Below are 22,354 nucleotides of genomic sequence, written 5' to 3'. Positions count from 1 at the left end.
TTACAGTTGAAGAAGTCCCGCAGCGGCGCCCCACCGGGCGTGGCGCGGGCAACGGGCGGGCCGCCCTGACGGACCGCCATCGCGCGGCGCGACGACTGCACCGCGCGGAGTCGTCGGTCCGTCCGGCGGCCGGGAGTGCCGACAGTAGGGAGAAGGTCGCAATGGCACGCATGGGTGAGAGCTCCGATCTGCTGAAGTGTTCCTTCTGCGGCAAGAGCCAGAAACAAGTGCGCAAGCTCATCGCAGGACCGGGCGTCTACATCTGCACCGAGTGCATCGAGCTCTGCAACGAGATCATCGACGAGGAGCTGGCCGAGGTCGAGGAGGGCGCGGAGTTCGAGCTGCCGCGGCCGCGCGAGATCTTCGACTCGCTCCAGGAATACGTGATCGGCCAGGAGGGCGCGAAGCGCTCGCTCGCCGTCGCCGTCTACAACCACTACAAGCGCATCCAGGCCGGGAACGTCCCCAAGCCGGCCTCGCTCAACGACAGCTCCCACCCCCTCGACGAGGTCGAGGTCGCGAAGTCCAACATCCTCCTGATCGGTCCCACGGGCTGCGGCAAGACCTACCTCGCCCAGACCCTGGCCCGCCGTCTCAACGTGCCGTTCGCCGTCGCCGACGCCACGGCCCTGACGGAGGCCGGCTACGTCGGCGAGGACGTGGAGAACATCCTGCTCAAGCTCATCCAGGCCGCAGACTACGACGTCAAGAAGGCCGAGCAGGGGATCATCTACATCGACGAGATCGACAAGATCTCGCGCAAGAGCGAGAACCCCTCCATCACGCGCGACGTCTCGGGGGAGGGCGTGCAGCAGGCCCTCCTGAAGATCCTCGAGGGAACGGTGGCCTCCGTGCCTCCGCAGGGCGGACGCAAGCACCCGCACCAGGAGTTCATCCAGATCGACACGACGAACGTCCTGTTCATCGTGGCCGGTGCCTTCGCCGGACTCGAGGAGATCATCGGCTCGCGGGCCGGACGCAAGGGAATCGGCTTCGGTGCGCCGTTGACGCACCTCAAGGCCGAGGCCGCGTCGTACTCGGACGTGCGGCCGGAGGACCTGCTCAAGTTCGGCCTGATTCCCGAGTTCATCGGGCGCCTCCCGGTCATCACCACGGTCGAGAAGCTCGACCGCCCCGCGCTCATCGAGATCCTCACGGAGCCGAAGAACGCCCTCGTGAAGCAGTACCAGAAGATGTTCAGGATCGACGGCGTCGAGCTCTGCTTCGAACAGGACGCGCTGGAGGCCATCGCGGACCTCGCCCTGGAACGGGGTACCGGTGCGCGGGGGCTCCGCGCCATCCTCGAGGAGGTGCTCGGCCCCGTGATGTTCGAGCTGCCGGGCCGCGAGGACATCGCGGAGGCCGTCGTCACCGCGGAGGTCGTCGCGGGGAAGGCCGAGCCCACGCTGATCTCGCGCCAGGTGGCCGCGAAGCGCCGCAACAAGTCGGCCTAGACCAGGCCGTTCCGCATCCTCGACACCCATCCCGGCACACGCCTGCCACGAAGGAGCAACTCGATGAGCACGACCACCGTCGGTTTCTGGTTCGACCCGATCTGCCCGTTCGCGTGGGCCACCTCGCGCTGGATCCTGGAGGTCGAGAAGGTCCGGCCCATCGGCGTCGAATGGAACGTCATGAGCCTGTCGATGCTCAACGAGGGGCGCGATCTGCCCGAGGACTACCGCCGCATGATGGACGACTCCTGGGGTCCCGTCAGGGTTGTTGCCGCCACCGGCCAGCAGCACGGACAGGAGGCCGTCGCCCGCCTCTACACGGCGATGGGACGGCTCATCCACCACGAGCAGGTCAAGGACCGCGCCGAGGTCATCACCCGCGCGCTCGAGGACGCGGGCCTGCCGGCCACGTTGGCCGATGCCGCCGCCACGGACGAGTTCGACGCGGTGCTGCGGGCCTCGCACGACTCGGGGATCAACCAGGTCGGCCAGGACGTCGGCACACCCATCCTCTCGCTCAACGGCACGGCCTTCTTCGGCCCGGTCATCACGCGCGTTCCCCGCCGCGAGGAGGCGGGCCGGCTCTTCGACGCGGCCGTCGCGCTCGCCTCCTACCCGCACTTCTTCGAGCTCAAGCGCTCGCGCACCGAGAGCCCGGAGTTCGACGGCTAGCGCCAGGCGGCACCGAATCCCGGCTCGCCCCAGGAGTCAAGGCCACGCGCCCATGGGAAACCCCGGGCGGCGCGCCGTGGACCCTCCAAATCCCCGCACGGGCCTTGCGATGCGACGCGGCCCGGCGTAGAACTGTGGGTACGCATCACCAGACAATGCGTGGTCACGAACCACATCCGCAGTGACGGAACGAAGGCATCGCCTTCCAACCGACCGCAGGTAACGAGGCGGAAAGACCTGCAGGAGACGGATCGGGACCGGCTACCGGAATCAATCGGTCGTTACCCGGCAGCCAATGAGTCGAAGCCCCTCCGACGCGGAAACGCCGAAGGGGCTTCCCCTCGTGGTGATCCTCTAGCGCGGTGCGGGCTCCTCGGCGGGAGCCAGCTCGACGCCGCCGACCGTCAGCTCGCCGTCGGCCACGATGAGCGTGAGGTCGCGGGCGTTCCCTGCGGCCAGGAGGTCGCCCAGGCCCGCGCGCAGCTGCTCGATCTGGGCGGCCGGCGCCGAGATGGTCCCGGCGACAACCTCGGTGCGCTGCTTGACCTTCGCCTCCGACTTCGCCTTCCTGATCCCACCGAGCGCGGAGCCGACGGTCGGCAGGACGCCGGGGTCGGCCCCCTCGAGCGCGGCGGCGAGGTGAGCCGACGTCGGCCAGGCAGCCCGGTGCACGGAACCCTCACGCCACCAGCCCCAGACCTCGTCCGTCGCGAACGGCAGGAACGGTGCGAAGAGGCGCAGCACGGCGTCGAGGGTCGTGGCCAGCGTCGCGAGGACGCTCGCCTGCTCCTCGGGACCGCGGGCACCGTACGCACGGTCCTTGACGAGCTCGACGTAGTCGTCGGTGAAGGACCAGAAGAAGGACTCCACGAGGTCCAGCGCCCGCGCGTAGTCGTACGACTCGAGCGCGCGCGAGGCGTCGTCGATCACCGTGGACAGGCGCGCGAGGAGCGAACGGTCCAGGCCGTTGACGACGACCTCCGCCGCGCCGTCGAGGACGTCGGAGCTCGTCGCGCCCAGGTTGAGCACGAACTTCGAGGCGTTGAGGATCTTGATCGCCAGGCGGCGGCCGATCTTCATCTGCGCGATCTCGTAGGCGGTGTCCGCCCCGAGCTTCGCGGAAGCGGCCCAATAGCGCACGGCATCGGCGCCGAACTCGTTCAGCACGTCGGTGGGGACCACCACGTTGCCCTTGGACTTGGACATCTTCTTCCGGTCCGGATCGAGGATCCAGCCGGAGATCGCCGCGTGCTTCCACGGCGCGCAGCCGTGCAGGGCGTCGCCGCGCACCGCGGTCGAGAAGAGCCACGTGCGGATGATGTCGTGCCCCTGGGGGCGCAGGTCGAACGGGAAGACCTTCGCGAAGAAGTCCTCGTCCCGGCTCCAGCGGCCCACGATCTGCGGCGTCAGGGAGCTCGTCGCCCAGGTGTCGAGGACGTCGGCATCGCCGGTGAACCCGCCGGGGACGTCGCGCTGGGCCTCGTCATAGCCCGGTGCCGCGTCGGCGGCCGGATCGACCGGCAGCTGCTCCTCCGAGGGCAGGATCGGGTGCTCGTAGTCGGGGTCGCCGGCCGCGTCCAGCGGATACCAGACCGGGACCGGCACGCCGAAGAAGCGCTGCCGGGAGACGAGCCAGTCGCCGTTGAGTCCCTCGACCCAGTTCGTGTAGCGCGAGCGCATGAACCCGGGGTGGAACTCGATCTCCTTGCCGCGGCCGACCAGGCGCTCGCGACGGTCCTCGTCACGGCCGCCGTTGCGGATGTACCACTGGCGGGAGGTGACGATCTCGAGGGGCTTGTCGCCCTTCTCGAAGAAGTTCACCGGGTGGCTGATCTTCTTCGGTTCGCCGTCGAGCAGCCCTGCCTCGCGGAGCAGCTCGACGACCGCCTCCTTCGCGGAGAACACGGTCTTGCCGGCGATCGCGGCGTAGGCCTCGCGGCCGGCCTCGCTCGTGATCCACTCGGGCGTCTCGGCCGTCACGCGGCCGTCACGGCCGATGATGGCCCGGGTCGGCAGGTCCAGCTCGCGCCACCACGTGACGTCGGTGAGGTCGCCGAACGTGCAGACCATGGCGATGCCCGAGCCCTTGTCCGCCTTCGCGAGCGGATGCGCGCGGACCTCGACCTCGACCCCGAAGACGGGGGAGACGACCTTCTGGCCGAAGAGCGGCTGGTACCGCTCGTCGTCGGGATGCGCGACGAGGGCCACGCAGGCGGCCAGGAGCTCCGGGCGGGTCGTCTCGATGTGGATCTGCGTGCCGTCGGCCGCGGTGAACGGGTAGCGGTAGTACGCCCCCGGCATCTCGCGGTCCTCGAGCTCGGCCTGGGCGACCGCGGTGCGGAACGTCACGTCCCACAGGGTCGGCGCCTCGGCCATGTAGGCGTCTCCGGCGGAGAGGTTGGTGAGGAAGGCGCGCTGGGAGACGGCCCGGGAGACGTCGTCGATGGTCCGGTAGGTCAGGTCCCAGTCGACCGAGAGGCCGAGCGTCGTGAAGAGGTGCTCGAAGACCTTCTCGTCCTCCACCGCGAGCTGCTCGCACAGCTCGATGAAGTTCCGGCGCGAGACGACGTCCCAGTCGCGCTGGTTCTTCGCCGGCTGGGCCGGGGGAGCGTAGTCCGGGTCGTAGGGGGTCTTCGGATCGCAGCGCACGCCGTAGAAGTTCTGGACGCGGCGCTCGGTCGGCAGGCCGTTGTCGTCCCAGCCCATCGGGTAGAAGACGTTCTTTCCGCGCATGCGCTGGTAGCGGGCCAGAACGTCGGTCTGCGTATAGGAGAACATGTGCCCCACGTGCAGCGAACCCGACGCCGTGGGAGGGGGAGTGTCGATCGAGTAGACCTGATCGCGCGTCGTCTCGGGATCGAAGCGGTAGGTTCCCGCGGTGCGCCACGCGGCGGACAGGCGCTCTTCGAGGCCTTCCAGGGCGGGCTTGTCGGGGACGGAAACGGGTAAGGGCGTGTCTGTGCCCAAGGAGTTCTCAGCCATGGGTTCCATTCTTCCATGCCGGGACACGCCGGGCCGCCGTACCATGGGGCGCATGGGCACCATCCGACTCCTGCGCGCCTACGATCCGCCCGACGGCGGCTACCGCGTCCTCGTCGACCGGCTCTGGCCGCGCGGACTGGCGAAGGCCGACGCGCAACTCGACGACTGGGCCAAGGACGCGGCCCCGTCCCACGAACTGCGCCGCTGGTTCCACGCGGGCGGGTCCTTCGACGGGTTCCGGGAGCGCTACCTGCACGAGCTCCATGCCGGTCCGGCCGCGGAGGGTGCCGAGCGTCTGCGTGGACTCGTCCGGGAGCACGAGGACGTCGTGTTCGTCTACGCCGGCCGGACGACCGGGCCCAACCACGCCACGGTGTTACGCGACGACATCGTCGACGCGGCGGGCGGGGGACGCCCCGAATAGGCTGGGCTCCATGGAAACCCCTGCCTCCACCACGCCCCCGTCCGCCCTTGTCACCGGCGCCAGCACCGGCATCGGCGAGGCGACCGTCCGCCTGCTGGCCTCCCGCGGCTGGACCGTCTTCGCCGCGGCCCGCCGCGCCGAGCGCCTCGAGTCCCTCGCCGCCGAGACGGGCTGCCGGCCGGTCCCTGCCGATATCTCGGAGGACGACGACGTCGCGCGCCTGCTCGATGCCGTCGCCTCGGGCGGCGGCATCGACACGCTCGTGAACATCGCCGGAGGGGCCCGCGGCGTGGAGGCCGTCGGCTCCGCCGTGACGGAGGACTGGGAGTGGATGTACCGGGTCAACGTCCTGGGGACGATGAAGCTCACGCGGGCCTTCCTCCCGATGCTGCGTGCCACCGGCCGCGGAACAATCCTGAACCTGACGTCCACGGCCGCGCTCGTCTCCTACGAGGGCGGGGGCGGATACAACGCCGCGAAGGCGGCCGAGCGCGCCATGACGGCCGCGTTGCGCCTCGAGGAGGCCGAACACAACGTCCGCGTCGTCGAAGTGCTGCCCGGCATGGTCCACACCGAGGAGTTCTCCCTCCAGCGCCTCGGCGGGGACCGCGAGCGGGCCGAGAAGATCTACGAAGGCGTGGAGAAGCCCCTGACCGCCGAGGACATCGCGGACATCATCGCCTACGCCGTGTCCGTCCCCCACCACGTCAACCTCGACGAGATCGTCGTCCGGCCCGTCGCGCAGGCGGCGGCGCACAAGGTGATCCGGCGGCTTCCGTGACGGGCCCGACCCGCCACGTCGTCGCGTGCGCCCACGGCACCGACAACCCCGAGGGGCGCCGGCTCATCGACGGCCTCCGGGCCGAGCTCCAGCGCCGGCTCGCTGATCACGAGCCGGCGATCGTGGTCCACGAGGCCTACGTTGACGTGCAGGATCCCCGGCTGACCGGGGTCCTGGCCGGGTTGCCGGCGGGCGAGCCCGCCGTCGTGGCGCCCCTGCTGCTGTCCGAGGGATTCCACACCCGGGTCGACATCGCCGAGGCGGTCGCCGCCCGCCCGGCAACGGCGGCCGTCGCGCCGATCGGTGCGCAGCAGGACCTGGCCCGGGTGCTCGCCGAACGGATCCGCGCGGCGGGCTGGGCGGAGGGCGACGCCGTCGTCCTCGCCTCCGCCGGCACCCGCGAGCCCAGGGGGCAGGAGCAGGCCCGCGAGGCCGCCGTGCTCCTGTCCAGACAGCTCGGCGTCCCCGTCACGGCGGCATTCTGCTCGGCGGCCGAACCCCGCGTCGCCGACGCGGTCGCCGCGGCCCGGGCCGCGGGGGCGTCCCGCGTCGGGGTGGCGTCCTACCTCCTGGCCCCCGGCTTCTTCCACGACCGCCTGGCCGGGAGCGGCGCCGACTACGTGTCCAATCCGCTGCTTCCCTCGGTCATGATCGCGAAATGTGTCGTCGAAAGACTTCATGAAGCGGGGCACCTGCTCCCGCGGGACACCGAATGAGTCCCCGTGTGACCACGTGACCGATTGGGTCGGACGGCGTTCGGGGCGGGGCGGGCGGCGTCCCTAGGCTCGCTGCCATGACTCAGGCAACCGAGACTCCCTCCCGCCCACGGCCCGCCCGGCCGGCCGCCAAGCCGCACGGGCAGTGGAAGATCGACGGCACCGAGCCGCTGAACTCCAACGAGACCCTCAAGCAGGCCGACAACGGGCTCAACGTCCGCGAGCGCATCGAGCAGGTCTATGCGCACGAGGGCTTCGACTCGATCGATCCCGACGACCTCCACGGCCGCTTCCGCTGGTGGGGCCTCTACACGCAGCGCAAGCCCGGGATCGACGGCGGCCGGACCGCGACGCTCGAGCCGCACGAGCTCGAGGACCGCTACTTCATGCTCCGCGTCAGGATCGACGGCGGCGCCCTGGACCTCGAGCAGCTGCGCGCCATCGCCGGCATCTCCCGGGACTTCGGCCGCGACACCGCCGACGTCACCGACCGGCAGAACATCCAGCTGCACTGGATCGACGTCGTCGACGTCCCCGAGATCTGGCGCCGGCTCGAAGCCGTCGGGCTGAGCACCACCGAGGCCTGCGGCGACGTCCCGCGCGTCGTCCTCGGCTCGCCCGTCGCCGGGATCGCGGCGGACGAGATCCTCGACCCGACGCCGGCCATCCGCGAGATCACCGAACGCTTCGTCGGCGACCCGGAGCTGGCCAACCTGCCGCGCAAGTTCAAATCCGCGATCACGGGCCATCCCTCGCTCGACGTCGTCCACGAGATCAACGACATCTCCCTCGTCGGCGTGCGGCACCCGGAGCTCGGCCCCGGCTACGACCTCTGGGTCGGCGGCGGACTGTCCACGAACGCCCGGCTGGCCGAGCGCCTCGGCGTGTTCGTCGCGCCGGAGCGGGCGGCCGAGGTCTGGCATGGGGTGATCCGGATCTTCCGCGACTACGGCTACCGCCGGCTGCGCAACAAGGCCAGGCTCAAGTTCCTCATGGCCGACTGGGGGCCGGAGCGCTTCCGCACGGTCCTCGAGGAGGAATACCTCGGCTACCGCCTGCCCGACGGTCCCGCCCCCGAGCCCGCGAGCGAACCCGGCGACCACGTCGGCATCCACGAGCAGAAGGACGGGCTGAACTACATCGGGGCGGCCCCGCAGGTCGGCCGCCTCTCCGGCACGCTCCTCTCCGAGCTCGCCGACCTCATGGAGAAGTACGGCTCCCGGCGCCTGCGCACCACGCCGCACCAGAAGCTCGTCGTCCTCGACGTGCCCGCCGACCGGGCGGAGGAAGCGGCGGCGGACCTCGACGCGCTCGGCCTGTCCACCCGCCCCTCGCTGTTCCGCCGCTCGGCGATCGCCTGCACCGGGATCGAGTTCTGCAAGCTCGCCATCGTCGACACCAAGGACACGGCGATCGGCGCGGTCCGGGAACTGGAGCGCCGCTTCGAAGAACGGCCCGCGGCGCGCCCACCCCGTTCCCTCAGCCTGCACGTGAACGGCTGCCCCAACTCCTGCGCGCGCATCCAGACCGCGGACATCGGCCTCAAGGGCCAGCTGTTGCCGGACGGCGACGGCGGGCAGGTCCCCGGCTTCCAGGTGCACCTGGGCGGCGGGCTCGCGTCCTCGGAGCGCGAGGAGGCCGGCCTCGGCCGCACGGTGCGCGGCCTGAAGGTCGCGGCCACGGAGCTTCCGGACTACGTCGAGCGCCTCACGCGGCGCTACGGGGAGACAGCCCAGGACGGCGAGAGCTTCGCCGCGTGGGCGCACCGCGTGGACGACGAGGAGCTGTCATGAGCGCCCGGGAACTGCTGACGGGGCGGCCCTCCGAGGCCCTTGATCGTGATCGCGCCCTCGCGGCCCGGGGCGCCGAGGTGCTCGGCTGGGACGCCCCCGCCGAAGAGGTGATCGCGTGGGTCGCCGGGCACTTCGCCACGAGCGAGGCCGCCGTCGCCTGCTCGATGGCGGACGCCGTGCTGCCGGCCCTCGTCGCCGACCGCCTGCCCGGGGTCGACGTCTTGTTCCTGGAGACGGGCTACCACTTCACCGAGACCCACGCCGCCCGCGACGAGGTGGCCGAGGCCCTGGACGTGAACATCGTCGAGGTGCTGCCGCGGCAGAGCGTCGCCGAGCAGGATGCCGAACACGGGCCCCGCCTGCACGAGCGGAACCCGGGTGAGTGCTGCCGCCTGCGCAAGATGGAACCGCTTGCGCGCGCGCTGAAGGGCTATCGCGTCTGGTTCACCGGGGTCCGGCGGGAGGAGGCCCCGACCCGGGTCGACACCCCGCTCGTGACGTGGGACGAGGCCCACGGCCTCGTCAAGGTCAACCCGCTTGCCGGGTGGAGCTTCGAGCAGCTCGTCTCCTACGCGGGGGAGCATCAGGTCCCCGTGAACCTCCTCCTGGCGCATGGATACCCGTCGATCGGCTGCGCCCCCTGCACGCGGCCCGTGGCCCCCGGCGAGGACCCGCGCTCAGGCCGCTGGGCGGGCCTGAACAAGACCGAGTGCGGCATCCACCGGTGACGGGGTCCTCCACGGCACCGGCCACGACCGCCCGGAAGCCGAGTACCGGGCACACCACACCACACCACGAGCAAGGAGCACGCCCCATGAGTGCCACGACCATTGTGGAACACCCCGCGGCCCCGGCCGCCCGGTCCGGGACACGCGACGTCCTGGACCTGCTGGAGGCCGAGTCCATCCACATCCTGCGCGAGGTCGTCGCCGAGTTCGAGCGTCCGGCGATGCTGTTCTCCGGCGGCAAGGACTCCGTCGTGATGCTGCACCTCGCGGCCAAGGCGTTCCATCCGGGGCGCATCCCCTTTCCCGTCGTCCACGTCGACACGGGCCACAACTTCCCCGAGGTGCTGGACTTCCGCGACCGCACGGTCGAGCGCCTCGGCCTGCGCCTCGTCGTCGCGAGCGTCCAGGAGTACATCGACCGCGGCGAGCTGCGCGAGCGCGCCGACGGGACGCGGAACCCGCTGCAGACCACCCCGCTCATCGACGCCATCAACGACCACCGCTTCGACGCCGTCTTCGGCGGGGCCCGGCGCGACGAGGACAAGGCCCGGGCCAAGGAGCGCATCCTGAGCCTGCGCGACGAGTTCGGCCAGTGGGACCCGCGCAACCAGCGCCCGGAGCTGTGGAACCTCTACAACGGACGCCACGCACCGGGCCGGCACGTCCGTGCCTTCCCGATCAGCAACTGGACGGAACTGGACATCTGGCGCTACATCGAGCGCGAGGGCATCGAGCTTCCGCCGCTGTACTACGCCCACGAGCGGGAGGTCTTCGAGCACGACGGGATGTGGCGCGCCGTGGGAGAGTTCAGCCGGCCGGGGGAGGGCGTGGCCGTCACGCGGCGGACCGTCCGCTACCGCACCGTCGGCGACATGTCCTGCACCGGTGCCGTGCTGTCGGAGGCCTACACCGTGTCAGACGTCGTCCACGAGGTCGCCGCCTCCACCCTGACCGAGCGTGGGGCCACGCGAGCGGACGACCGCATCTCCGAGGCGGCCATGGAAGACCGCAAGAAAGAAGGGTACTTCTAATGACGAACACCACGTTGGACACCGCCGCCACCCAGGCCCCCACCGGGGACCAGGTCTCCGGCCTGTTCCGCTTCGCCACCGCGGGCTCCGTCGACGACGGCAAGTCCACGCTCGTCGGGCGGCTGCTGCACGACGCGAAGGTCGTCCTCGCCGACCAGCTCGACGCCGTGGCCAAGGCGTCCGCCGACCGCGGCTTCGGCGGCGGCGACGGCACCCTGGACCTCGCACTGCTGACGGACGGCCTCCGCGCCGAACGCGAGCAGGGGATCACGATCGACGTGGCCTACCGCTACTTCAGCACGGGCCGCCGCTCCTTCATCCTCGCGGACTGCCCGGGCCACGTGCAGTACACCCGTAACACGGTCACGGGCGCCTCGACCGCGGATGCCGTCGTTGTCCTCGTCGACGCCCGCAAGGGCGTGCTCGAGCAGACCCGCCGCCACTTGAGCGTCACGGCACTGCTGCGCGTGCCGCACCTCGTCGTCGCCGTGAACAAGATCGACCTCGTGGACGACGGCGGAGGGCGCTTCGCGGCCATCGCCGAGGACGTCCTGCGGCTCGCCACGGCGCTGGGACTTCCGACGCCGCACGTCGTTCCGGTCTCCGCCCTCCGCGGCGACAACGTCGTCGAGCGCTCGGCGCTGACCCCCTGGTACCCCGGCCCGACCCTCCTCGAGCTGCTCGAAGGGCTGCCGACGGGCGACGCCGAAGAGGGCCTCAGCGGCGACTTCCGGCTCCCCGTCCAGCTCGTCGTCCGCCCCCAGAACGGCGTGGCTCCGGGAGTGGACCCCGCCGCATACCACGACTACCGGGCCTATGCCGGCCAGATCGCCGCGGGCTCCGTCGCGGTCGGCGACACCGTGACCGTCGCGACGCCGGGACAGCCCCGGAGGACCACCCGCGTGACGGGCATCGAGGTCGCCGGAACGCCGCGTCCCGGCGCGTCGGCCCCGGACTCGGTCACCCTCACGCTGGCCGACGAGCTCGACGTGGCCCGGGGGGACACGATCGGGGCCGCGGGAACCCTCCCGGAGTCCGCCGGGCGCTTCGACGCGGACCTCTGCTGGCTCTCCTCGGACGCGCTCCGCCCCGGCGCCCGCGTCCTCGTCAAGCACGGCACCGCCGTCGTCCGCGCCCGGGTCACCGCCATCGCCGGCCGGGTCGACCTCGAGGACTTCACCCGGGTTCCGGCCGGGACCCTCGAACTGAACGACATCGGCCGCGTCTCGCTCCACCTCGCCTCCGAGCTTCCGCTGGAACCGTACGCGCAGCACCGGCGCACCGGCTCCTTCCTGGTGATCGATCCGCACGACGGCAACACCCTGGCGGCGGGCCTCGTCGCCTCGGCGTCTCCGCCGGCGGACGCGGGGGAGGCCGCATGAGCACCATCCGCTACACACCGGACGACGGCGACCGCCGCACGTCCCGCAGGGCCTTCCTGGCCGCGGGCGGCTCGGCGATCGGCCTGCTGGTCCTCGGCGCGGCCGCGACGACGACGATTCCCCGCCCGGGTGGGGCCGTGGCCACGGCCGCCGGCCCGGCCGAACGGCTCCGGCTCGGCTTCTTCGCGAACCTGACCCATGCCCCGGCCCTCGTGGGCACGGGCGACGGGATCTTCGCCGAGGTGCTCGGGGCCCAGGGGACCACGATCGAGGAGCACGTGTTCAACGCGGGTCCCGCCGCCGTCGAGGCACTCAACGCGGGCGCGATCGACGCGGCCTACCTCGGCCCCAACCCGGCGATCTCCGCCTACGTCTCCAGCGCCGGGACCGGCATCAGGATCCTCGCGGGGGCGGCGGCCGGCGGGGCGCAGCTCGTGGTCCGGCGGGGCCTGGACTCGCCCGAGGCGCTCCGGGGTGCGACCCTCGGCACCCCGCAGCTGGGCGGCACCCAGGACGTCGCCCTGCGCACCTGGCTCACGGAGAACGGGCTCGACGTGGACGTCCGCGGCGGCGCCGTGTCGATCACCCCGACGGGCAACGCCCAGACCTTCGAGCTGTTCCGTTCGGGCCAGCTCGACGGGGCGTGGCTTCCCGAGCCCTGGGCCTCCCGGCTCGTGCTCGAGGCGGACGCCGTCGTGCTCGTCGACGAGGCCGAGCTGTGGGACGGCAGCGAGACGGGGCAGGCCGGCCTGTTCCCGACGACGGTGCTCGCCGTGGGACAGGAGTTCGCCGCGCGCCACCCCGAGACGGTCGAGTCGCTCGTGGCCGCCCACGTGCGGGCGCTGACGTGGATCAACGGCACGTCCCGCGGGGAACTGCTCCCGATCCTCGACCGACGGCTGACGGAGACCGCGGGGGCCGGACTGGACGACGCCGTCATGGAACGCGCGCTGGACCACCTCACCTTCACCTCCGATCCCCTGAGCGGGGCCTTCCCCCGACTGCTCCAGGCGGGGGTCGACGCCGGCGTCACCGAACCGGGTGACCTCACAGGGCTGGTCGACGAGTCGGTCCTGCGTTCGGTCCTCGAACGGGGGGTGGGCGCATGAGCATCATCATCGAGTCGCTCGGCAAGGACTACGGCGCAGCTCCCGTGCTCGAGGACATCTCGACGACGATCGAGGACGGCGAGTTCGTGGCCGTCCTCGGAGCCTCGGGATGCGGCAAGTCGACTCTGCTCAACGTCATCGCCGGGCTCGAGCCGCCGAGCGCGGGCAGCGTCACCGTCCCCGAGGCCGGCGCCGCCCTGATGTTCCAGGACGCCGCCCTGCTGCCGTGGCTCACGGCCCGGGCCAACATCGAGCTGGCACTCGAGCTGCGGGGCCTCGGCCGCGCGGAACGCCGCGAACGCGCAGAGGAGCTGCTCCGGCTCGTCCACCTGGGCGACGCGGGGGGCAAGCGCCCGCACGAGCTCTCCGGCGGCATGCGCCAACGGGCCTCGCTCGCCCGGGCGCTGGGCCAGGACCGGCCGATCCTGCTGATGGACGAGCCCTTCGCGGCCCTGGACGCCATCACGCGGGAACTACTGCACGACGAGTTGGAGCGCCTCTGGGAACTGCATCGGCGCACGGTCGTCTTCGTGACCCACAACGTGCGCGAGGCCGTCCGCCTCGGCCAGCGGATCCTGCTCCTGTCCTCCCGCCCCGGCCGCATCGCGGCCGAGTGGCGGATCGATCCCGGCGTACGGCGCGATCCTGCCGAGGCCGCTGTGCTGACCCGCACCATCACCGAACGACTGCGCGAGGAGATCCGGCAGCATGCATACTGAATCGAACACCGCCGTCCGCGACGCGGCACCGCCTCCTGCCCGGGACCACGACCCCGGGCTCGGCGAGGTCGAAGCCGGCCTGGACCGCCTCCAGACCACGCAGGAGAAGCCCCGGCGCCGCCTCGACTCCGTCCTGATCCCCCTGGGCACCGTGGCCGCGCTCCTGAGCATCTGGCAACTCGCCGCCTGGGCCGGGTCGCCGCGCGAGGACCTCTTCCCGGGACCCGTGCAGGTCCTCGGGGTCGCGGGGGAGCTCCTCGCCGACGGCCGCCTGACGGAGGCCGTCGCCACCTCGCTCAACCGCGGACTGCTCGGTTTCCTGCTGGCCCTGGCGATCGGCACGCCGGCCGGACTGCTGCTCGCCTCGTCCACGACGCTGCGCCGCGGCATCGGCCCGCTCGTCTCGGGCCTCCAGGTCCTGCCCAGCGTCGCCTGGGTCCCCGCCGCCATCATCTGGTTCGGCCTGACCGACGCGACCGTGTTCTTCGTGGTGGTCATGGGCGCGACGCCCTCGATCATCAACGGCTTCCTCTCCGGGGTGGACCACGTCCCGCCCCAGTACCGCCGGCTCGGCACGGTCCTCGGTGCGGGCCGCCTCCAGCAGCTGACCCGGATCGTGCTCCCCGCCGCCCTGCCCGGCTACCTCGCCGGCCTCAAGCAGGGGTGGGCCTTCTCGTGGCGTTCGCTCATGGCCGCCGAGATCATCGCCGTCGGCGGCAGCATCGGGTTCGGCCTCGGCTCGCTCCTGCAGCAGGGCCGGGAGCTCTCCCTCCTCGCCGTCGTCGTCGCCGCCATCCTCGCCATCCTCCTCGTCGGCATCGTCGTCGAGCTGCTCGTCTTCGGGCCGATCGAGCGCCGCCTGCTCCGCCGCCGCGGACTGACCCCGGGGAGCACCCGGTGACGCGGCGGGAACCGGAGCGCGGCCCGCACGGCGCGGCCCCGGCGTCGTCCTCCGACACCGCGGTCCACCCCCTCGCGCTGCGGCTGCGGGGCAAGGAGGTGGCCTGCGTCGGCGGCGGCCGCGTCGCCGAGCGGCGCATCGGGCAGCTGCTCGACGCGGGGGCGCTCGTGACGCTCATCGCGCCCGAGGCCACGGAGGCGCTCGCCCAGGCGGCGGCCGACGGGCGGCTGAGCTGGCTGCGCCGGCCCTTCCGCCGGGGCGACCTGGCCGGCGCCTGGTTCGTCCATACCGCCACGGGCCTGCCCGCCGTCGACGCGGCCGTGTCCGAGGAGGCCGAAGAGCAGCGCACCTGGTGCGTCAACGCCTCCGACCACGAGCGCTCCAGCGCGTGGACGCCGGCCGTCGCGCGCGTCGGCGATGGCGTCACGATCGCGGTCACCGCCGGCGCGGACCCACGCCGCGCCGTCGGGCTCCGCAACGCCATCTCCCTGGCCGCCGACACGGGCCTGCTGCCCCTGCGCCGCAAGCGCACGCCCCGCGGCTCCGTGGCCCTGGTCGGCGGCGGGCCCGGCGATCCCGGGCTCATCACCGTCGCCGGACGGCGGCTCCTGGCCACGGCCGACGTCGTCGTCGCGGACCGGCTCGGCCCGCGGGAACTGCTCGAGGAGCTCGCCGCCGACGTGCGGATCATCGAGGTCGGCAAGGCCCCCGGCCACCACCTGGCCACGCAGCAGGAGATCAACGAACTACTCGTCGCCGAGGCCCGGGCGGGCCACAAGGTGGTCCGGCTCAAGGGCGGGGACCCCTACGTCCTCGGCCGCGGCGGCGAGGAGGAGGCGCATTGCCGAGCGCACGGGATCGAGGTCGAGGTCGTCCCGGGCGTGACGAGCGCCGTCTCCGTCCCGGCCGCCGCCGGCATCCCGGTCACCCATCGCGGCGTGGCCACCGGCTTCTCGATGGCCACGGGGCACGACGAGCTCGCCGAGCTCCCCGCGCGGCCGGACCACACCCTCGTCCTGCTCATGGGCGTCCGCCGCCTGGCCGACCATGCCCGGCTGCTCCGCCGCCGCGGGCTGCCGGCAGACACTCCGGTCGCCGTGATCGAGCGGGGCTGGATGCCAGGACAACGGGTCACGATCGACCGGCTCGACGCGATCGCCGAGACGGCCCGGGACGTCGGGGTCGCCAACCCCGCCGTCATCGTGGTCGGCGACGTCGTCCGTCTCAGCCCCCATGCCTCCGGGACGCCCTGCCACGCCTCCGCGCAGGCCATCCGGGCCTAAGCCACCCATCGCCCCCACGACTCCAAGGAACACCATGAGCCAGACCAACTCCACGGCCCTCCGTCCGCTCCGCGTCGCCATCATCGGCGCCGGTCCGGCGGGCGTCTATGCTGCCGACCTCCTGACGAAGGCCGAGCGCGGCTTCGACCTCTCGATCGACCTGTTCGACCGCTATCCCGCACCGTACGGGCTGATCCGCTACGGGGTGGCGCCCGACCACCCGCGGATCAAGGGCATCGTCAAGGCCCTGCACAAGGTCCTGGACCGCGGCGACATCCGCTTCTTCGGCAACGTCGACTACGGCACGGACCTGCACCTCGACGACTTGCGGACCCACTACGACGCGGTGGTCTTCGCGACCGGGGCGATCCGGGACGCGGACCTGAACATCCCCGGGATCGAGCTCGAGGGCTCCTACGGGGCCGCGGACTTCGTGTCCTGGTACGACGGGCACCCGGACGTGGACCGGCACTGGCCGCTGCAGGCGCGCGAGGTCGCGGTGATCGGCAACGGCAACGTGGCCCTGGACGTGGCCCGGGTGCTCTCCAAGCACGCGGACGACCTGCTCTCCACGGAGATCCCGGCGAACGTGTACGAGGGGTTGAAGGCCTCCCCGGTCACGGACGTGCACGTCTTCGGCCGCCGCGGTCCGGCGCAGATCAAGTTCACCCCGCTGGAGCTGCGGGAACTGAGCCATTCGCGGGATGTGGACATCGTGCTCTACCCGGAGGACTTCGAGTTCGACGCGGCCTCGGACGAGGCGATCAAGACGAACAACCAGGTCAAGACCATGGTGAACACGCTGACGAACTGGCTCGTGGAGGAGCAGGACACGGGGGCCTCGCGGCGCCTGCACCTGCATTTCCTGCACAACCCGGTCGAGGTCCTGGGCGAGGACGGGCGGGTGTCCGGGCTGCGCTTCGAGCGGCAGGAGCTGGACGGCACGGGCAACGTGCGCGGTACGGGGGAGATCGTGGACTACCCGGTCCAGGCCGTGTACCGGGCGATCGGCTACTTCGGCTCCGCCGTCGACGGCGTGGGCTACGACGGTTCCACCGGGACCATCCCCAACGCGGGCGGGCGGGTCCTGGACGATTCCGGGCAGCCCGTGCCCGGGCTCTACGCCACGGGCTGGATCAAGCGCGGGCCCGTGGGCCTGATCGGCCACACCAAGGGCGACGCCCTCGAGACCATCACCCTCCTGCTCGAGGACGCCGCCTCGCTGGAACCGGCGACCGCACCCGAGGCGGAGGCCATCACGGGGCTCCTGGGCTCGCGCGGCGTCCGCTACACGACGTGGGAGGGCTGGCTGACCCTGGACGCCCACGAGCGCGCGCTCGGCGAGGCGGCGGGCACGCTGCAGACCGAGGCAGGTCCCGTGACCCGCGAGCGCATCAAGGTGGTCCCGCGCGAGGAGATGGTCGACGCCTCGACGCCGGCCGTGCGCGCTTAGCCGCGGGCCGGGCATCGGCTAGACTGGAGACCAACAGCGTCGACCCGGCCATCACCGGCGAGCTTCCGGAAGAACGGTGGGACCCCGCACGGGGTGCCGGCTACTAGAACCGGACGGGTAAGCCCGTCACAGCAGTCACGAAGCGGCGGCGCGCTCCCTGCACGGGGAGGGCGCTGGCAAGCGGGGTGGTACCGCGGGACCAGGCGACCGATCGCCCGGGACCGTCCCCGCACGGAGAACGCCCGGCATCCACCCGATGCCTCCGATCCCAGGAACGCCGCCGATGACCACGTACCCCCAGGCCTCCACCGACCCCCGCTCGAGCACGCCCGCGTCGCCGCGCTTCCCCGACATCGAGGAACGCGTGCTGAAGTACTGGGCCGAGGACGGCACCTTCCAGGCCTCGATCGACGCGCGCGGCGCCGAGGACAACGAGTTCGTCTTCTACGACGGCCCCCCGTTTGCCAACGGCCTGCCGCACTACGGCCACCTGCTGACGGGCTACGTCAAGGACCTCGTCGCCCGCTACCAGACCCAGCGCGGGCGCCGCGTCGAGCGCCGCTTCGGCTGGGACACGCACGGCCTGCCCGCCGAGCTCGAGGCCATGAAGCAGCTCGGCATGACGGACAAGCAGCAGATCGAGGCCATGGGCATCGACACGTTCAACGACGCGTGCCGCTCCTCCGTCATGAAGTACGCCGGGGAGTGGCAGGAGTACGTGACCCGCCAGGCCCGCTGGGTGGACTTCGAGAACGACTACAAGACGCTCAACGTCGACTACATGGAGTCGGTCATCTGGGCGTTCAAGCAGCTGCACGAGAAGGGCCTGACCTATCAGGGCTTCCGCGTCCTGCCGTATTGCTGGAAGGACGAGACCCCGCTGTCCAACCACGAGCTGCGGATGGACGACGACGTCTACAAGGACGTCCAGGACCAGACCGTGACCGTGACGTTCCCGCTCCTCGCGGGCGAGGGGGAGCTCTCCCGGCAGCTCGCCGGCGTGCAGGCCCTCGCCTGGACCACGACGCCCTGGACCCTGCCCACCAACCAGGCCCTCGCCGTCGGACCGGACGTGCGCTACGTCGTCGTCCCCGCCGGCCCGAACGGGGTCAAGGCCTCCGCCGCCACGGGCCGCTTCCTGATCGCCGAGGACCTCCTGGGCGCCTACGCCAAGGATCTGGGGTACGACGACGGGGCTGCCGCCGCCGCCGCGGTCGAGTCGGGCCACCTGGGCGCCGAGCTCGAGGGGATCGGCTACGAGCGCCTCTGGGACACCTTCGCCGACGCCGGGAAGTACGGCACGGAGCAGGCCTGGCGGATCCTCGTCGCCGACTACGTCACGACGACGGACGGCACGGGCATCGTCCACCAGGCGCCCGCCTACGGCGAGGACGACCAGGCGGTCTGCGAGGCCAACGGGATCCCCGTGGTGCTCTCCGTCGACGAGGGAGCGCGCTTCCTGCCCGTCTTCGAGGGCGGGCCGCTCGCCGACATCGCCGGCGTGCAGGTCTTCGAGGCGAACAAGACGATCATCCGGGTGCTCAAGGACGCCGGCCGGCTGGTCCGCCAGGCCAGCTACGTGCACTCCTATCCGCACTGCTGGCGCTGCCGCAACCCCCTGATCTACCGCGCCGTGTCCTCGTGGTACGTCAAGGTGACCCAGTTCAAGGACCGCATGGTCGAGCTGAACCAGGACATCAACTGGATCCCGGGCAACGTCAAGGACGGCCAGTTCGGCAAGTGGCTCGAGAACGCGCGCGATTGGTCGATCAGCCGCAACCGCTACTGGGGCTCGCCGATCCCCGTCTGGGAATCCGACGATCCGCGTTACCCGCGCCGCGAGGTCTACGGTTCGCTCGCCGAGATCGAGGAGGCCTTCGGGACCCTGCCGCGCAACCACGCCGGCGAGGTGGACCTGCACCGCCCCTTCATCGACGACCTCGTGCGCCCGAACCCGGACGACCCCACGGGCAAATCCATGATGCGCCGCGTCGAGGACGTCCTCGACGTCTGGTTCGATTCCGGGTCGATGCCCTATGCCCAGGTGCACTACCCGATGCAGAACAAGGAGTGGTTCGACTCCCACAACCCGGCGGACTTCATCGTCGAGTACATCGGGCAGACCCGCGGCTGGTTCTACACGATGCACGTCCTCGCGACGGCGCTGTTCGACCGCCCGGCGTTCAAGAACGTCATCAGCCACGGGATCGTCCTGGGCTCGGACGGGCAGAAGATGTCCAAGTCGCTGCGCAACTACCCCGACGTCAACGAGGTCCTGGACCGCGACGGCTCCGATGCGATGCGCTGGTTCCTCATGGCCAGCCCGATCCTGCGCGGCGGCAACCTCGTGGTCACCGAGCAGGGGATCCGCGAGGGCGTGCGCCAGGTGCTGCTGCCGATGTGGAACGCGTGGCACTTCTTCACGCTCTACACGAACGCCGCCCACGGGGGAGCGGGCTACGCGGCCCGGCTCCGCTACGCCTCCGACGATCCCCTCGACGCGTACCTCCTGGCCGCTACGGGGCGCCTCGTCCGCCAGAGTACCGAGGCGATGGACGCCTACGAGATCTCCGACGCGTGCGATGCCCTGCGCCGCTACATGGACACGCTGACCAATTGGTACATCCGCCGCTCGCGGCAGCGCTTCTTCGACGAGGACACGCAGGCGTTCGACGTGCTCTACACGGCACTGGAGACGCTCACGCGCGTCGCCGCGCCGCTGCTGCCGCTCGCGAGCGAGGAGATCTGGCGCGGCCTGACGGGCGGACGCTCGGTGCACCTGGCCGATTGGCCGGACGCCGGGCTCTTCCCCCAGGACGAGGCCCTCGTGGAGCGCATGGAGCTCACGCGGCGCATCGCCTCCGTCGGCTCCTCGCTGCGCAAGGCCGCCAAGCTGCGAGTGCGCCTGCCGCTGCAGGGCCTGACCGTCGTCGCGCCGGGCGCGCGGGAGCTCGAGGGGACGTTCGCGGCCGTCGTGGCCGACGAGCTCAACCTGCGCTCCGTGACGCTCCTGGACGCCTCCGAGGCCGACGCGGGCGAGTTCGGGATCAGCCAGCGGCTCGTGGTCAACGCCCGGGCCGCCGGCCCGCGCCTGGGCCGCGACGTGCAGCTGGCGATCAAGGGGTCCAAGTCGGGCGACTGGTCGGTCGACGCCGAGGGCTCGGTGGTGTGCGGGGGCCTGGCGCTCGAGCCGCACGAGTACACCCTGGAAACGGTCGTGGCGGACGACGCCGGTGCCTCCGTCGCGGCGGCCGTGCTGCCGGGCGGGGGGTTCGTGGTGCTCGACACCGAGCTCACCCCCGAGCTCGAGGCGGAAGGCGTCGCGCGCGACGTCGTACGCGCCATCCAGTCCGCGCGCAAGGACGCGGACCTGCGGGTGGCCGACCGGATCCGCACCGTCGTCCACGCGGACGCCGCCACCGTGGCGGCCCTGCACGCCAACGCGGCACTCGTCAAGGAGGAGACGCTGAGCGTGGGGCTCGTGCTGCACGAGTCCGCGGGCGGCGACGTGCGCGTCGAGGTCGAGACCGTCGCGGCCGCCGAGGCCGGCGGAGAGGAGCGCAAGCCGTGAGCGATGCCGACGCCTTCTCCGTCCAGAGCGTGTACGCCGAGCTGCTCTCGCGCGCCCCGGAGAACAAGATCGAACCCCGCATGGAGCCCATGCGGCGTGCCATGGAGATCCTCGGCGAGCCCAACAAGGCCTTCCCGATCATCCATGTGACCGGAACCAACGGGAAGACCTCGACGGCCAGGATCCTGGAGTCGCTCCTGCGCGCCCACGGGCTGCGCACGGGTCGCTACACGAGCCCCCACCTGGCCTCCGTCACCGAGCGGATCAGCCTCGACGGCGAACCCGTCGCCGACGCCGACTTCGTCCGGATCTGGGACGAGATCCGCCCGTACCTGCTCATCGTGGACGAGGAGCTCGAGGCGCGGGGCGAGAACCGGCTGACCTACTTCGAGGCCGTCACGGTCCTGGGCTTCGCGGTGTTCGCCGACGCGCCCGTGGACGTCGCCGTCATCGAGGTGGGCCTCGGCGGCATCACCGACGCCACGAACGTGGGGGACGGGCAGGTCGCCGTCGTCACGCCGATCTCGCTCGACCACACGGATCTGCTCGGCGACACGGTCGAGGACATCGCCTGGGAGAAGTCCGGGATCATCAAGCCCGGCGGATTCCTGGTCAGCGCCGCGCAGCCGGCCGCGGCCGCGCAGGTCCTCCTCGACGCCGCCCGCGGGAAGGACGTCCCGTTCCGCTTCGAGGGCGTCGAATTCGGCGTCGAGGAGCGGACGCTCGCCGTCGGCGGCCAGTCCCTGCGGCTGCGGGGCATCGCGGGGCGCTACGACGAGCTGCTGCTGCCCCTGCACGGAGCCCACCAGGCCCAGAACGCGGCCGTCGCGGTCGCCGCGCTCGAGGCGTTCCTCGGCGGCGGCGAGCGCGAGCTGAACGCGGAGCTGCTCCGGGAGGGCCTCGCCGAGGCGGCGAGCCCGGGCCGCCTCGAGGTCGTCCGTTCGGCGCCGACCGTGCTGGTGGACGCCGCGCACAACCCGGACGGCGTCCGGGTCAGCGCCGAGGCCGTCAAGGAGGCCTTCGGCTTCACGGCCCTCGCCCTCGTCGTCGGGATCCTCGCGGAGAAGGACGCGCCGGCGATGCTCGCGGAGCTGCGGGAGCAGTACGGAGACCTGGTCCAGGACCTGTGCCTGACCCAGTCGACGTCGCCCCGGGCCGTCCCGGCCGGCGAGCTCGGGCGCTTGGCGCTCGAGGCCGGATGGCCCGAATCGGACCTGCACATCACGGAAAAGCTCGACGACGCCCTGGAATGGGCGGTGGGCCGGGCCGAGGCCGGCGGCGACTTCGGGGGCGGCGTGCTCGTCACCGGATCGATCACCGTCGTCGCCGAGGCGCGGACGCTGCTGGGAAGGTAG

General features: G+C 71.7%; 17 protein-coding genes. 16 read left to right on the top strand and 1 reads right to left on the bottom strand.

The features are described 5' to 3' along the window. Positions 1-161 precede the first annotated feature (161 nt). Together clpX and AC0QR5_RS04075 are read left to right on the top strand one after the other, a co-directional pair. On the top strand, positions 162-1,454 hold the full coding sequence (gene clpX, locus AC0QR5_RS04080) for an ATP-dependent Clp protease ATP-binding subunit ClpX (protein ID WP_329860712.1): 1,293 nt from the start codon (positions 162-164) through the stop codon (positions 1,452-1,454). 63 nt (positions 1,455-1,517) lie between these two features. Then, positions 1,518-2,126: a mycothiol-dependent nitroreductase Rv2466c family protein gene (locus tag AC0QR5_RS04075; RefSeq protein ID WP_329860710.1), complete on the top strand. Its 609-nt coding sequence runs from the start codon at positions 1,518-1,520 to the stop codon at positions 2,124-2,126. A gap of 354 nt (positions 2,127-2,480) precedes the next feature. Here the strand turns inward: AC0QR5_RS04075 and valS are convergent, their stop codons facing one another. Continuing rightward, positions 2,481-5,108: a valine--tRNA ligase gene (valS, locus tag AC0QR5_RS04070; protein ID WP_329860709.1), complete on the bottom strand. Its 2,628-nt coding sequence runs from the start codon at positions 5,106-5,108 to the stop codon at positions 2,481-2,483. A gap of 52 nt (positions 5,109-5,160) precedes the next feature. Here valS and AC0QR5_RS04065 point away from each other — a divergent pair, with 52 nt between their 5' ends. The 14 genes from AC0QR5_RS04065 (at position 5,161) to AC0QR5_RS04000 (ending at position 22,354) form a co-directional block, all read left to right on the top strand. Further along, on the top strand, positions 5,161-5,532 hold the full coding sequence (locus tag AC0QR5_RS04065; protein ID WP_329860708.1) for a DUF488 domain-containing protein: 372 nt from the start codon (positions 5,161-5,163) through the stop codon (positions 5,530-5,532). A 10-nt stretch (positions 5,533-5,542) separates the two neighbouring features. Further along, a complete protein-coding gene (locus tag AC0QR5_RS04060; RefSeq protein WP_329860707.1) occupies positions 5,543-6,313 on the top strand; it encodes an SDR family oxidoreductase in 771 nt (256 codons plus the stop codon). Continuing rightward, positions 6,310-7,029, top strand: coding sequence for a sirohydrochlorin chelatase (locus AC0QR5_RS04055; RefSeq protein WP_430970714.1), 720 nt, complete (start codon positions 6,310-6,312; stop codon positions 7,027-7,029). Before AC0QR5_RS04060 ends, AC0QR5_RS04055 begins: the two co-directional genes overlap by 4 nt. Before the next feature lie 77 nt (positions 7,030-7,106). Further along, positions 7,107-8,822, top strand: coding sequence for a nitrite/sulfite reductase (locus tag AC0QR5_RS04050; protein ID WP_329860705.1), 1,716 nt, complete (start codon positions 7,107-7,109; stop codon positions 8,820-8,822). After that, positions 8,819-9,550: a phosphoadenylyl-sulfate reductase gene (locus tag AC0QR5_RS04045; protein ID WP_329860703.1), complete on the top strand. Its 732-nt coding sequence runs from the start codon at positions 8,819-8,821 to the stop codon at positions 9,548-9,550. Before AC0QR5_RS04050 ends, AC0QR5_RS04045 begins: the two co-directional genes overlap by 4 nt. A gap of 86 nt (positions 9,551-9,636) precedes the next feature. After that, on the top strand, positions 9,637-10,581 hold the full coding sequence (gene cysD / locus AC0QR5_RS04040) for a sulfate adenylyltransferase subunit CysD (protein ID WP_329860702.1): 945 nt from the start codon (positions 9,637-9,639) through the stop codon (positions 10,579-10,581). Then, positions 10,581-11,963, top strand: a complete 1,383-nt coding sequence (locus AC0QR5_RS04035; RefSeq protein WP_329860701.1) for a sulfate adenylyltransferase subunit 1 — start codon at positions 10,581-10,583, stop codon at positions 11,961-11,963. The genes cysD and AC0QR5_RS04035 overlap by 1 nt, the downstream gene beginning before the upstream one ends. Further along, a complete protein-coding gene (locus tag AC0QR5_RS04030; RefSeq protein WP_329860699.1) occupies positions 11,960-13,072 on the top strand; it encodes an ABC transporter substrate-binding protein in 1,113 nt (370 codons plus the stop codon). Before AC0QR5_RS04035 ends, AC0QR5_RS04030 begins: the two co-directional genes overlap by 4 nt. After that, positions 13,069-13,791 (top strand): ABC transporter ATP-binding protein, encoded by a 723-nt coding sequence (locus AC0QR5_RS04025; protein WP_329860698.1) that lies wholly within the window; start codon positions 13,069-13,071, stop codon positions 13,789-13,791. The genes AC0QR5_RS04030 and AC0QR5_RS04025 overlap by 4 nt, the downstream gene beginning before the upstream one ends. Beyond that, positions 13,781-14,692: an ABC transporter permease gene (locus AC0QR5_RS04020; protein ID WP_329860697.1), complete on the top strand. Its 912-nt coding sequence runs from the start codon at positions 13,781-13,783 to the stop codon at positions 14,690-14,692. The genes AC0QR5_RS04025 and AC0QR5_RS04020 overlap by 11 nt, the downstream gene beginning before the upstream one ends. 77 nt (positions 14,693-14,769) lie before the next feature. Next, complete coding sequence (gene cobA, locus AC0QR5_RS04015) at positions 14,770-15,975, top strand: uroporphyrinogen-III C-methyltransferase (RefSeq protein ID WP_329860763.1); 1,206 nt, start codon at positions 14,770-14,772, stop codon at positions 15,973-15,975. Between the two features lie 34 nt (positions 15,976-16,009). Then, the gene (locus tag AC0QR5_RS04010; RefSeq protein WP_430970715.1) at positions 16,010-17,428 is read left to right on the top strand and encodes an FAD-dependent oxidoreductase; all 1,419 of its coding nucleotides are present in this window, start codon (positions 16,010-16,012) and stop codon (positions 17,426-17,428) included. Between the two features lie 283 nt (positions 17,429-17,711). Further along, complete coding sequence (ileS, locus tag AC0QR5_RS04005; protein WP_329863532.1) at positions 17,712-20,999, top strand: isoleucine--tRNA ligase; 3,288 nt, start codon at positions 17,712-17,714, stop codon at positions 20,997-20,999. Continuing rightward, complete coding sequence (locus AC0QR5_RS04000) at positions 20,996-22,354, top strand: bifunctional folylpolyglutamate synthase/dihydrofolate synthase (protein WP_329863534.1); 1,359 nt, start codon at positions 20,996-20,998, stop codon at positions 22,352-22,354. Before ileS ends, AC0QR5_RS04000 begins: the two co-directional genes overlap by 4 nt.

The organism is Arthrobacter sp. J156 (genome assembly GCF_056172865.1).
Note: the sequence above shows the minus strand (reverse complement) of the source record. Positions and strands in the feature narration are given on the sequence as shown.